Genomic DNA, 12,788 nt, shown 5'->3' on the forward strand with positions numbered 1-12,788 from the left:
CTGTTCTACGAGGATTCTCATGCGCCTGATTCGCATGTTGTTGGTTTCTGCCCTGACGGTGTCCGCCATTCCGGCCTATGCCGGTGAGCAAGACGTGGCGCGTCTGACCCAGTTGCTGGAAAAATCGCAGACAATTACTGCCCGTTTCTCTCAGTTGACCCTTGATGGCAGCGGTACCCAGTTGCAGGAAACCAATGGTGAGATGTCAGTAAAACGTCCTGGCCTGTTCTACTGGCACACGGATGCGCCACAGGAGCAGGTCGTGGTCTCGGACGGGCAGAAAGTCACCCTGTGGGACCCGGATCTGGAGCAGGCGACGATCAAGAAGCTCGACGAGCGCTTGACCCAGACGCCAGCGTTGCTGCTGTCCGGCGATGTGTCGAAGATCAGCCAGAGCTTCGAGATTTCCTCCAAGGAGCAAGGCGAGGTGGTGGATTTCACCCTCAAGCCGAAAACCAAGGACACCTTGTTCGACTCGCTGCGCCTGTCGTTTCGCCGTGGCCTGATCAATGACATGCAACTGATCGACAGTGTCGGTCAGCGCACCAATATCTTGTTCACCGGGGTCAAGGCCAATGAGGCGATTCCAGCGGGCAGATTCAAGTTCGACATCCCGAAAGGCGCTGACGTCATTCAGGAATAAGAGGTAAGGCAGCCGTTGATGGACCTGTTTCGTAGTGAGCCTGTTGCCCAGCCCTTGGCCGCGCGTCTGCGCCCGGCCAATCTGGACGAGTACGTCGGTCAGGAGCACCTGCTGGCGCGTGGCAAGCCACTGCGTGAGGCACTGGAGCAGGGCGCGCTGCACTCGATGATCTTCTGGGGGCCGCCAGGGGTGGGCAAGACCACCCTGGCGCGGTTGCTGGCGCAGTTTTGCGATGCCCACTTCGAGACGGTGTCGGCGGTGCTGGCCGGGGTCAAGGAGATCCGTCACGCGGTAGAGATCGCCAAGCAGCAGGCCGGCCAGTATGGTCGCCGTACCATCCTGTTTGTCGATGAAGTTCACCGTTTCAACAAGTCGCAGCAGGATGCCTTCCTGCCCTATGTCGAAGATGGCACGCTGATTTTTATCGGCGCGACTACCGAAAACCCCTCGTTTGAGTTGAACAATGCCTTGCTTTCGCGGGCGCGGGTCTATGTGCTGAAAAGCCTCGACGAAACGGCGCTGCGCAAGCTGGTGCAGCGTGCGCTGAGCGAGGAGCGAGGCCTGGGCAAGCGCCAGCTCAGCCTGGGCGACGAGGGTTTCAAGATGCTTTTGGCGGCGGCCGATGGTGATGGCCGACGCCTGCTCAATTTGCTGGAGAACGCCTCGGATCTGGCCGAAGACGGCAGCGAGATCGGCGTCGAGCTGCTGCAAAGCCTGCTGGGCGATACCCGTCGTCGTTTCGACAAGGGCGGGGAGGCGTTCTACGACCAGATCTCGGCACTGCATAAATCGGTGCGTGGCTCCAACCCCGATGGCGCGCTGTACTGGTTTGCGCGGATGCTCGACGGCGGTTGCGACCCGCTCTACATTGCCCGGCGCGTGGTGCGCATGGCCAGTGAAGACATTGGCAACGCCGACCCTCGCGCGCTGAGCCTGTGCCTGGCCGCCTGGGACGTGCAGGAGCGCCTGGGTAGCCCGGAAGGCGAACTGGCGGTGGCGCAAGCGATTACCTACCTGGCCTGCGCGCCGAAGAGTAACGCGGTGTACATGGCCTTCAAGGCGGCCATGCGCGAAGCTGCAGAACATGGTTCGCTTGAGGTACCGCTACATTTGCGCAACGCGCCGACCAAGCTGATGAAACAGTTGGGCTACGGCGACGAATACCGTTATGCCCACGACGAGCCGGATGCCTATGCCGCTGGTGAAGATTACTTCCCCGACAACCTGGAACCGCGCCCGTACTATCAACCGGTACCCCGTGGCCTGGAACTGAAGATCGGCGAAAAGCTCAAGCACCTGGCTGAGCTGGACCGGCAAAGCCCCCGGCAACGGAGAAAACCATGATTGCGGTCGTCGCGGCGGTGAGCGCCGGAGGCATTGCCGGTACTTTGCTACGCTTTGCCACGGCCAATTGGGTAAACGCGTACTGGCCACGCCACTTCTATCTCGGTACGCTGGCGGTCAATCTGATTGGATGCTTGTTGATCGGGCTGTTGTACGGGCTGTTCTTGCATCGCCCGCTGGTCCCGGTCGAACTGAGGGCCGGGCTGATCGTCGGCTTTCTTGGCGGCTTGACTACCTTTTCATCCTTTTCACTGGATACCGTGCGCCTGCTCGAAAGCGGGCAGGCGCCGCTGGCGTTCGGCTATGCCGCGCTCAGCGTACTTGGCGGCCTGCTCGCAACCTGGGCAGGCCTGTCTTTGACCAAATTCTGAACCAACGAGAGAACGATATGCTCGATTCCAAACTGTTACGCGGCCAACTTCAGGAAGTGGCGGACCGCCTGGCCTCCCGTGGCTTCAGCCTGGATGTCGCGCGCATCGAAGCACTGGAAGAGCGCCGCAAGGTGGTGCAAACCCGCACCGAGCAGCTGCAGGCCGAGCGTAACGCCCGCTCCAAGTCCATCGGCCAGGCCAAGGCCAAGGGCGAAGACATCGCTCCGCTGATGGCTGACGTCGAGCGCATGGCGGCCGAGCTGGCCAGCGGCAAGGTCGAGCTGGACAGCATCCAGTCCGAGCTGGATGGCATTCTGATGGGCATTCCGAACCTGCCGGATGCGTCGGTGCCGGTCGGCGAAGACGAAGAAGGCAACGTCGAAGTGCGCCGTTGGGGCACCCCGAAAGCCTTTGACTTCCCGGTCCAGGATCATGTCGCCCTGGGCGAGAAGAACGGCTGGCTGGACTTCGAGACCGCAGCCAAGCTGTCGGGCGCACGTTTTGCCCTGCTGCGTGGCCCGATTGCGCGCCTGCACCGTGCCCTGGCCCAGTTCATGATCAACCTGCACATCAATGAGCACGGCTACGAAGAGGCCTATACCCCGTACCTGGTTCAAGCGCCTGCGCTGCAAGGCACTGGCCAGTTGCCGAAGTTCGAAGAAGACCTGTTCAAGATCACCCGTGAAGGCGAAGCCGACTTCTACCTGATCCCGACGGCTGAAGTGTCGCTGACCAACATCGTTGCTGGCGAAATCCTCGACGCCAAGCAGCTGCCGATCAAATTTGTTGCCCACACTCCGTGCTTCCGCAGTGAGGCCGGTGCCTCGGGTCGTGATACCCGTGGCATGATCCGCCAGCACCAGTTCGACAAGGTCGAAATGGTTCAGATCGTTGAGCCGAGCAAGTCCATGGACGCCCTGGAAGGCCTGACGGCGAATGCCGAGCGCGTACTGCAGGCCCTCGAACTGCCATATCGCGTACTGGCACTGTGCACCGGCGACATGGGCTTCAGCGCCACCAAGACCTACGACCTGGAAGTCTGGGTGCCGAGCCAGGACAAGTACCGCGAGATTTCCTCGTGCTCCAACTGTGGCGACTTCCAGGCCCGTCGTATGCAGGCCCGCTGGCGCAACCCGGAAACCGGCAAGCCGGAACTGGTGCACACCCTCAACGGTTCGGGCCTGGCAGTGGGTCGTACGCTGGTGGCAGTGCTGGAAAACTACCAGCAAGCTGACGGCTCGATCCGTGTGCCTGAGGCTCTCAAGCCTTACATGGGCGGCCTGGAGGTCATCGGCTAAATGGAATTCCTACCGCTGTTCCACAACCTGCGCGGCAGCCGTGTGCTGGTCGTAGGTGGCGGCGAGATTGCCCTGCGCAAATCTCGCTTGCTGGCAGATGCCGGCGCCGTATTACGTGTGGTTGCGCCCGAGATCGAAGGGCAATTGGCCGAGCTCGCTCGGCACAGCGGTGGTGAACTCCTGTCCCGTGGGTATCAGGAAAGCGATCTGGACGGTTGTCAGTTGATCATCGCTGCGACCGATGACCAGGTGCTTAATGCCCAGGTGTCTGCGGATGCCCGGCAGCGTTGCGTGCCAGTCAATGTGGTCGACGCGCCAGCGCTGTGTTCGGTGATCTTCCCTGCCATTGTCGACCGTTCGCCACTGGTTGTCGCAGTGTCCAGCGGCGGTGACGCGCCGGTGCTGGCCCGGTTGATCCGGGCCAAGATGGAAACCTGGATTCCTGCCGCTTATGGTGAGTTGGCGGGTCTGGCTGCGCGTTTTCGCCACAAGGTGAAAGCCCTCTACCCAGACGTCAATCAGCGCCGTGGCTTCTGGGAAGATGTCTTTCAGGGGCCGATTGCCGAGCGCCAACTGGCCGGGCAGGGTGCTGAAGCCGAGCGCTTGTTGCAGGCCAAGGTCGATGGCGTACCTGCCCAGACTTCGGGTGAGGTCTATCTGGTCGGCGCCGGCCCTGGCGATCCTGATCTGCTGACCTTCCGTGCCTTGCGCCTGATGCAGCAAGCCGATGTGGTGCTCTACGACCGCCTGGTGGCACCGGCGATCATTGAGCTGTGCCGCCGTGATGCCGAACGTATTTACGTCGGCAAGCGTCGCGCCGATCACGCCGTGCCTCAGGATCAGATCAATCAGCTACTGGTTGACCTGGCCAAGCAAGGCAAGCGCGTGCTGCGGCTCAAGGGTGGCGATCCGTTCATCTTCGGGCGTGGCGGCGAAGAGATCGAGGAGCTGGCGGAGCAGGGCATTCCGTTCCAGGTAGTGCCCGGCATCACGGCGGCCAGTGGTTGCTCGGCGTATGCCGGTATTCCGCTGACCCATCGCGATTACGCGCAGTCAGTTCGCTTCGTGACCGGTCATCTCAAGGATGGCACCAGCAACCTGCCGTGGAACGATCTGGTGGCGCCAGCGCAGACCCTGGTGTTCTACATGGGGCTGGTGGGGCTGCCGACTATCTGCGCCGAGCTGATCCGTCATGGTCGTGCTGCGGATACCCCGGCTGCGCTCGTTCAGCAAGGCACCACACCCAATCAGCGCGTCTTTACCGGCACGTTGGCTGACCTGCCGACACTGGTGGCGGAGCATGAAGTCCATGCGCCAACGCTGGTTATCGTGGGTGAGGTGGTGCAACTGCGCGACAAACTCGCCTGGTTCGAAGGCGCCCAGTAAAAAACGGCTTTTGTTGGCGATTGCAGTGATGGGCGCCGCGTGTGCGGCGCCTTCATTGTCAGCAGGGCTGGTGCCTGCCCGTTCATTAGCCGAGTGGGCGTGCTGCCCAGTATTCCCGTGCCTTGGCGAACGCGTTTTCGCGGTCATCGCCCAGCCCACGCAGGGCCAGGGCCATGGTCGAAATCAGGGCCATTTCGCCATAGCTGTCGCTGGCTTCGCCACGCCAGACCGCCAGTAAATGCTCCGGTTCCAGGCTGGCCGGTTTGACATGGCGCTGCGCTGCCAGCGCTGGCCATTCTTCATCCCAATCCAGCCCGCTTGCCGTGCCGTACAAATGGCTGGCGCTGTCCGGATTGACCTCGATCTCACCCCCGTCGCCCTTGACCACAATGGCCGTGTCACCGAGCAGTCGGCTGGCCTCGCGATGCACCGCCTGATAGCCAGGGTGGAAGATGCTCTGCAGGCCGCAGCGCGCGCCTAGCGGGTTGAGCACGCGAGCCAGGGAGTGGATCGGCGAACGCAGACCCAGGGTGTTACGCAGGTCGATCATCCGTTGCAGCTGGGGTGCCCAGTCCTGTAATGGCGCAAACGCCAAGTGGTGGTTATCCAGCGCCTTAGACACGGCATTCCAGTCGCGGCACAGCGGAATCTGCAGCAGGTCGAGCAGTTGCTCGGTGTACAGACGCCCAGCGGTATGTGCACCCCCACCATGCATCAGGATGCGTACGCCGTTTGCCGCCAGGCACTTGGCCGCCAGCAGGAACCACGGCAGGTGACGCTTCTTGCCCGCGTAGCTTGGCCAGTCCAGGTCGACCTGCATTGGCGGCGCGTGCAGGCGCTGGCGCAGCGCTTCGGTGAAGCCTGCCAATTCCTCGGGGCTTTCTTCCTTGTGCCGCAACAGCATCAGGAACGCGCCAAGCTGGGTTTCCTCGACCTTTTCGTCGAGCAGCATGCCCATGGCCTCACGGGCTTCTTCACGGGTCAGGCCGCGAGCACCGCGCTTGCCTTTGCCAAGGATGCGCACAAACTGAGCGAAAGGGTGCTCAGCCGGGGTTTCGAGGGTCAACGGGCGAGGGTCGGTCATATGCAATTGGTTGGCTTCGGCAGGCCCGCCAGCTTGGCGGCGAGTTTGGCAGGGGTACCCTTGAACAGGCGATTCAGGTGCAGGCTGTTGCCTTTTTCCGGGCCCAGCTTCAAGGCGGTGTATTTAATCAGCGGGCGTGTGGCTGGCGACAGCTGGAACTCCTGGTAGAACTGACGCAGCAACTCCAGCACTTCCCAGTGCTCGGCGGTCAGTTCCAGTGCTTCACGTTCCGCCAGTGCAGCGGCTACGTCGCTGGACCAGTCACTCAGTTCCAGCAGGTAGCCTTCTTTATCCAGCGCGATCTCGCGGGTGCCGACAGTCAGGGTACTCATAACCAGCTGTTGACCTTGTCGTACTGCAGGGACAGGGCCACGAAAGCCGGGTAATCAACGCTGCGGGCCAAGGTCTCGGCCGCAATGGCGCGTGCCTGCAGGTCCTCTTCGAGCGCGAACAGGCGCTCGCCAAGGTTGTGGGCCAGCAGGGTGCTCAGCGGCGCGCTGCCGGGTTGCAGGGCATACACCGCATCGCCACAGAGCAACAGGCCATCGGCGGGGCCAAGCAGGCGCAGGCAGCTGCTCAGGCGGTCGTCGCCAAAGGGTGAGTGGGAAATGACATGCAGGGTGCTCATCAGAGGGTTACCACCTGATCAAAACGGTCAATCAGCGCTGCCAGGGCACCGTCGTCCAAGACTTCCACCGGCAAACTCAACTGCTCGGCACAAAGGCCGCGCTCGTGCAGGCTGGTGCGGGCAGCAAACAATTCTTCTACGCCGAACATAGGCAGGGCCTGCAGGTTCGCCGCAAGGTTCTTCTGCTGCAGTTGCGCAGGTTGTTGCCCGGGGGCGAGCTGGAAAACGCCGTCATCCAGAAACAGCATGCCCAATGGCAAGTCAAAGGCACCGCCGGCCAGGGCGATGTCCAATGCTTCGCGGGCGGAGGGGCCTGCCCACGGTGCTTGACGGCTGATGATCAACAGGGACTTGGCCATTTCAATCGCCTCCAAAGCAGACCAGTCGGTCGGCGGTTTGTGCGGCCTCATGCAACTGACCAAGGCCTGACAGCTCCCAGGGCGCCGACAGGTTTGCCGCCTGGCGCTGATAGCGCTGGGCTTCTTCTGCGTTCAGCACGCCCCGGCGCAAGGCTGCGGCGATGCACACCACGCCATCGAGCTGTTGCTCGCTGACAAAGGTGCGCCACTGGGCTGGCACATCCAGCTCATCCTGGGGGGTGACCACATTGCTCGAAGCGTTGTGAACGCCATCCTGGTAGAAAAACAACCGGACAATCTCGTGCCCGCCGGCCAGTACGGCTTGGGCGAACAGCAGGGCGCGGCGCGAGGAGGGCGCGTGGGCCGGGGAAAAAACCGCAATCGCGAACTTCATGGGAGGCTCTGTCAGCAAATCTGAGGGAATAATAAAGCAAAAAGCCCGCAGCGGGCTGCGGGCTTCCTGTTCTATCGGCCTCTGGCCACGAGGCGACCGTCAATCAGGCCTTTTGCGCGCTGCTTTCTGGCAGGAACCAGTTCAACACCAGTGCACAGATCCCACCGGTGGCGACGCCCGATTCCAGCACATTGCGCAGTGCCGATGGCATATGGGCGAGGAACTCCGGTACCTGCGCCACGCCCAGGCCCAGCGCCAACGATACCGAGATGATCAGCAGCGCACGACGGTCCAGGCTGATGCTGGCGAGGATATTGATACCCGACGCCGCCACGGCCCCGAACATCACCATCGCTGCGCCACCCAGTACCGGCTCAGGTACTGCCTGAATTACACCGGCCACTGCCGGGAACAGGCCCAGCAGCACCAGCATCGCGGCGATCCACACACCAATGTGGCGGCTGGCGATACCGGTTAGCTGAATCACCCCATTGTTCTGGGCGAAGATCGAGCTGGGGAAGGTGTTGAACACGCCGGCCAACAGCGAGTTGGCACCGTTCACCAGCACGCCGCCCTTGATCCGCTGCATCCACACCGGGCCTTCTACCGGCTGGCGCGACACTTTACTGGTGGCGGTGACATCGCCGATGGCTTCCAGCGAGGTCACCAGGTAGATCACCAGCATCGGGATAAACAGTGCCCAAGAGAAGCTCAGGCCGAAGTGCAGTGGCATCGGCACCTGGAACAGCTCGGCCTGGTGCATGCCGGTAAAGTCCAGGCGGCCCATATAGCCGGCCAGCGCGTAGCCCACGGCCAGGGCAATGACGATGGCACAGCTGCGCATCCAGACCACAGGAATACGGTTGAGCACCACGATAATCGCCAGTACCACACCGGACAGCAGCAGGTTCTCGCCGTTGGCGAAGGTGCCGTTGGCCATGGCCGTGAAGCCGCCACCCATGCTGATCAAGCCGACCTTGATCAGGGTCAGGCCGATCATCAGCACCACGATACCGGTCACCAGCGGGGTGATCAGGCGCTTGACGAACGGCAGGATCCGGGAAATGCCCATTTCCACGAAAGAACCGGCAATGACCACACCGAAGATGGCCGCCATCACCCCTTCTACCGGCGTCCCTTGCTTGACCATCAACGCACCGCCGGCGATCAGCGGGCCGACAAAGTTGAAGCTGGTGCCCTGAACGATCAGCAGCCCGGCGCCAAACGGCCCGAAGCGGCGGCACTGCACAAAGGTGGCAATCCCGGAGATGACCAGCGACATCGACACGATCAGGTTGGTATCGCGGGCTGAAACCCCCAGTGCCTGGCAAATCAGCAGGCCGGGCGTCACGATCGGTACGATGATCGCCAGCAAGTGCTGCAGGGCAGCCAGCAGGCCGATCAGCAGGCGAGGGCGGTCTTCCAGACCCAGGACCAGTTCATTGGCCAGCGCGGGTGCGTCGGGCCGGTGTTCGATTGAGCTCATGGGTAGTGTGCTGCCCCGGGAGAAAAAAGGAGCGCATTCTACGGTGGCACACCCATTTGGCAAAGCCCAAACGCCACCCATGAAAAAGCCCACCGAAGTGGGCTTTCGTACACTACCGGGCTATCAGTCGTCGCGACCCATCAGGCCGAACAGCTGCAGCAGGCTGATGAACAGGTTGTAGATCGATACATACAGGCTGATGGTTGCCATGATGTAGTTACGCTCGCCACCGTGGATGATCGCGCTGGTCTGGAACAGAATGCAGACCGACGAGAACAGTACGAAGCCAGCGCTGATCGCCAGTTGCAGGCCGCTGATCTGGAAGAACAGGCTGGCCAGCACCGCACCCATCAGCACGAAGAAACCGGCAGTGATGAAGCCGCCCAGGAAGCTCATGTCCTTGCGGGTGATCAGTACATAGGCCGACAGGCCGCCGAACACCAGCGCAGTCATGGCGAACGCCGAGCTGACGACTTCAGCGCCGCCCTGCATGCCCAGGTAGCGGTTGAGGATAGGGCCGAGGATGAAACCCATGAAACCGGTGAGGGCGAAGGTGGAGACCAGGCCCCAGACCGAATCACGCAGCTTGTTGGTGAGGAAGAACAGGCCATAGAAGCCGATCAGCACCACGAACACGTTCGGGTAACCGACGCGCATCTGCTGGGCCACGTAGGCCATGATGCCGCTGAAAACAAGGGTTATAGCCAGAAGACCGTACGTGTTACGCAGGACGCGGCTGACTTCTTGCTGCTCGACCTGCAGGCCGTGATTGACGGCGTAATCCTGTTCGCGCATGGCGACACTCCTGTGGTTTTGAAACGTTCAGATGCAAAGATCATAACAGAGGCATGCAAAGCGGCTACACAGAGAGTTTGACAGCTTGTTTCATTTCGGTATTATGGCGCCCGCAAAGCCGAGGAAGCGTGGCCGAGTGGTTTAAGGCAACGGTCTTGAAAACCGTCGATGGGCAACTATCCTAGAGTTCGAATCTCTACGCTTCCGCCATATTCAAAGCCCTGATTATTCAGGGCTTTTTGCGTTTTTTGGGTATATAAAAGTCCCTGCTCGGCACTGGCAAAAGCCTAGGATTTCCGAAACTTTCCTTATTTTGACGGTTTTGCGATGGCCCCGACTCGGCGATAACCCCGTTCGGTGATGTCGCCTTCCTCCAAGGCTGTCGATCTGGCCGGTGCCCGAGCTTCGTCCCAGTCATCTGGCTCGCCACCGATCCGGCGGCATGTTGCCTATGGCGACAAGCCTTTAAACGTCGCAGCCAGTGCAATCGGCTTCAATCGTCATGCTATGGGCGCCTTGCTGGTCTCTGCATACCCAGACCCGGAAATGCACGTGCTTACCCTGAGGATCGCTTCGGGTCACACGCTCGAGGCAGTAGCCGTATGTGGTAGTTCCGTCTGTACGGACCTGTGTGAGGGGCGGGTAACTACCGTCCTCACCGCACCCCTGAAACGACCATCAGGCTAATTAAACATCGTCGTCGATGTATTTCGTCATAACGTGCCTTACTGTCTCAGCCTGTTCTATCAATGCCGTAACACAGTCGTTATCCAGCTTTCCTTGATCTGCGAGAAGGCTGAGCTCCGCAAAGGCCTCATCCAGTGACCATTGTTTCTTGTATGGCCTTTGAGAGGTGAGCGCATCGAAGATGTCCGCAACGGTCACAATGCGCGCCTCTAGCGGCACTTCATCCCCGACAAGGCCTCGTGGATAACCCGTTCCATCCAGAAGCTCGTGGTGGCACAAGACGATATTCCTGAGTATGGAGGACTCTGGAAATGCGTTGATGCCTCCTTTGCCCATCATTCGTTCGATGATCTCCATGCCCTTCTCGACATGGGTTTCCATAATCGCGCGCTCATCGGCATCTAACCTGCCTGGCTTCAGCAAGATTCGATCCGGGACGGCTATTTTTCCAACGTCGTGCAAGGGGGCAAACAGGCACACGCTTTCAACAAACTCGTCGTTGAGCCCGCGTGATTTCGCAACTGCGCGCGCAATGACGTGTGAGTAGCGGCCCATGCGATCCAAGTGCGCACCGGTCTCGAAGTCGCGCATCTCGGTGAGTTGACGGACGACACGCGTCGTCTCGATTGCCATCCTGATGGCTGATATCTCGCTGGTAATCGACATGCGGATCAAGCTGGTGTAGAGGACGAGGTCTCTCTGTACCTGCACGTTGAATGTGGCAGGTTGCCTCGAGTCGAAAAAGACGAATCCTAGCAGATCGCCCTCACCATAGACTGGCACAGTGAAGGATGACTGGTAGCCTTGATCCTTGAGCCAGGTTGAGTGTGCCGAGTCAGATAACACCGCTGAAGCAATTTCATCCAGAACCCGAAATTCGCCACTGTCGGCTAACGCTTTAAGTGAGTAACTGTCAGACAGTGGGTACTCATAGCCTACCAAGGCAGTTCCATTGTGTGTGCTGTTGATGAATGTCTTCAGCGTGTCTTCCTGCGGGTCGTACAGCGCACAGGCGATGCGGTCAACACCTGGAACCGTCTCGATCAATTTCGTATGCAGGGCCGTCAGCCGATCTGTCAGCGATCTGGAACTCTCAATGAGCGCTCGCGTAATTTTTTTCATGATGATGGCCAATACCTTTAGGTGATATTCGTCAAATTATGACGCGAATTGCTCCCTGCTCTGGAGGGCTCCTTGAGAGCCTTAAGGTGCGGGTCAACACGTTCGGCAGCAGATTGCCGCGAGGGTTTGGTGGAAAACAAAAAACACGGGTTCGTTGAGGGCCAAGCTTGAGCAGACGATATCACTCAGGCGCTCTATAGATGGTGATGCTTTTTATCATTTATAGGAAAGCAGGGGGAAACTCGAAAAACGCTATGCACGACATTCTGCAGGCAGCTTTTACTAGCGCTTGGGGGCTGCGAGCTTAACTCACCGACCAAGATCTTCATGTCTGACAAGCCTGCGTAGCTCCCGATCGCTCAGGAAATTGACTTTCATCTCCCTCAAGCATTGATAACGAATGACATCTGTCATTGCGGTCGGTGAATGGGTTTTTACTACAGCGATCTGGTCTCAGGAAAACCCCAAAACTGAGATTGATTGGCGGCAGGGAATCCGTCCAGGCCTTCGGCATGAAAATTTTCTCCCTGAACCCGTGCAAAGGCAACGCGTTGGCCCGCGTTCCGGTGCTATCTCTTCGGTCTATCTGAGACGCCGTGGTTCCTGGCGGCTTGCTTGGTTCGTGCGTTAGCGGTCGCAGTACTCACGAAGATGCCCGGCATCGTAACCTGGTTTTCCGAGGATACACACTTGATCCAAGAGCGGCTGAGTATGCGATATCACTGATCTGCCAAAGCGGCAGCATGAGGAGGAGGGGCGTTGGTAACGCCGATCAGGTGGAGCCTGTTGGTAAGGTCCCCCCTGTTGTCCCCCGGCACACGGTGTACCGTTGAGCACGGGGCCGAAGCGCTCCGGGAATTCGCGCCAGGCGGTTCCAGACTAGAAGACTCAGAAGATCCCGTTGAGCACCAGCCAGGGGAGAGTGCTAAGCCATCAACTAATCATAAAAATCAAGTTCTGTAAGCGGTTCTATTGATCTGGGTCAAAAAAATGACGTCACTTAAAATAATGGCACATTGCCATTGAAAAGCCTCTGTTATCGAAATAGAATTTATCTAACTGGTAAGGCAACTATAACGATATTGAGAGTGGTACTTGCCGGGGCTTAGATCATGGAACGATTTTTAGGGAAACTCTGAAAAAGGCTTCGAGATTTGGTGAAATACCCGCCTCACAGGAATCGAACGGTTG

Annotated in this window: 13 protein-coding genes and 1 tRNA gene; 6 read left to right on the top strand and 8 right to left on the bottom strand. The window is 59.7% G+C overall.

Going from position 1 to position 12,788, the window contains the following annotated elements:
- Positions 1 to 19: 19 nt before the first annotated feature.
- The 5 genes from lolA to cysG are packed head-to-tail and all read left to right on the top strand — an operon-like array spanning position 20 to position 5,042.
- Positions 20 to 643 (top strand): outer membrane lipoprotein periplasmic chaperone LolA, encoded by a 624-nt coding sequence (gene lolA, locus IE038_RS18785; RefSeq protein WP_065761816.1) that lies wholly within the window; start codon positions 20 to 22, stop codon positions 641 to 643.
- An 18-nt stretch (positions 644 to 661) separates the two neighbouring features.
- Complete coding sequence (locus tag IE038_RS18790) at positions 662 to 1,987, top strand: replication-associated recombination protein A (protein ID WP_189396097.1); 1,326 nt, start codon at positions 662 to 664, stop codon at positions 1,985 to 1,987.
- Complete coding sequence (crcB, locus tag IE038_RS18795) at positions 1,984 to 2,358, top strand: fluoride efflux transporter CrcB (RefSeq protein WP_189396098.1); 375 nt, start codon at positions 1,984 to 1,986, stop codon at positions 2,356 to 2,358. Before IE038_RS18790 ends, crcB begins: the two co-directional genes overlap by 4 nt.
- 17 nt (positions 2,359 to 2,375) lie before the next feature.
- Positions 2,376 to 3,656, top strand: coding sequence for a serine--tRNA ligase (gene serS, locus IE038_RS18800; protein WP_189396099.1), 1,281 nt, complete (start codon positions 2,376 to 2,378; stop codon positions 3,654 to 3,656).
- A complete protein-coding gene (gene cysG, locus IE038_RS18805) occupies positions 3,657 to 5,042 on the top strand; it encodes a siroheme synthase CysG (protein ID WP_189396100.1) in 1,386 nt (461 codons plus the stop codon).
- Between the two features lie 85 nt (positions 5,043 to 5,127).
- On the opposite strand, the gene IE038_RS18810 is transcribed toward cysG, so the two are convergent.
- From IE038_RS18810 to IE038_RS18840, 7 genes are all read right to left on the bottom strand, one after another.
- Positions 5,128 to 6,126: a glycosyl transferase family protein gene (locus tag IE038_RS18810; protein WP_163935188.1), complete on the bottom strand. Its 999-nt coding sequence runs from the start codon at positions 6,124 to 6,126 to the stop codon at positions 5,128 to 5,130.
- Complete coding sequence (locus IE038_RS18815) at positions 6,123 to 6,458, bottom strand: TusE/DsrC/DsvC family sulfur relay protein (RefSeq protein ID WP_163935192.1); 336 nt, start codon at positions 6,456 to 6,458, stop codon at positions 6,123 to 6,125. Before IE038_RS18815 ends, IE038_RS18810 begins: the two co-directional genes overlap by 4 nt.
- A complete protein-coding gene (gene tusB, locus IE038_RS18820; RefSeq protein ID WP_163935195.1) occupies positions 6,455 to 6,754 on the bottom strand; it encodes a sulfurtransferase complex subunit TusB in 300 nt (99 codons plus the stop codon). Before tusB ends, IE038_RS18815 begins: the two co-directional genes overlap by 4 nt.
- A complete protein-coding gene (gene tusC / locus IE038_RS18825) occupies positions 6,754 to 7,113 on the bottom strand; it encodes a sulfurtransferase complex subunit TusC (RefSeq protein WP_163935197.1) in 360 nt (119 codons plus the stop codon). The genes tusB and tusC overlap by 1 nt, the downstream gene beginning before the upstream one ends.
- 1 nt (position 7,114) lies before the next feature.
- Complete coding sequence (tusD, locus tag IE038_RS18830; protein WP_163935200.1) at positions 7,115 to 7,507, bottom strand: sulfurtransferase complex subunit TusD; 393 nt, start codon at positions 7,505 to 7,507, stop codon at positions 7,115 to 7,117.
- Between the two features lie 103 nt (positions 7,508 to 7,610).
- A complete protein-coding gene (locus tag IE038_RS18835) occupies positions 7,611 to 8,993 on the bottom strand; it encodes a nucleobase:cation symporter-2 family protein (protein ID WP_189396101.1) in 1,383 nt (460 codons plus the stop codon).
- A 123-nt stretch (positions 8,994 to 9,116) separates the two neighbouring features.
- Positions 9,117 to 9,788: a Bax inhibitor-1/YccA family protein gene (locus tag IE038_RS18840; protein WP_163935203.1), complete on the bottom strand. Its 672-nt coding sequence runs from the start codon at positions 9,786 to 9,788 to the stop codon at positions 9,117 to 9,119.
- Between the two features lie 122 nt (positions 9,789 to 9,910).
- Between IE038_RS18840 and IE038_RS18845 the strand changes: the two genes are divergently transcribed.
- Positions 9,911 to 9,998, top strand: a tRNA-Ser gene (locus IE038_RS18845).
- A gap of 477 nt (positions 9,999 to 10,475) precedes the next feature.
- Here the strand turns inward: IE038_RS18845 and IE038_RS18850 are convergent.
- Positions 10,476 to 11,597, bottom strand: coding sequence for an HD-GYP domain-containing protein (locus tag IE038_RS18850; RefSeq protein ID WP_189396102.1), 1,122 nt, complete (start codon positions 11,595 to 11,597; stop codon positions 10,476 to 10,478).
- Between the last annotated feature and the right edge of the window lie 1,191 nt (positions 11,598 to 12,788).

The organism is Pseudomonas laurentiana, assembly GCF_014648275.1.
GTDB classification, from domain to species: domain Bacteria; phylum Pseudomonadota; class Gammaproteobacteria; order Pseudomonadales; family Pseudomonadaceae; genus Aquipseudomonas; species Aquipseudomonas laurentiana.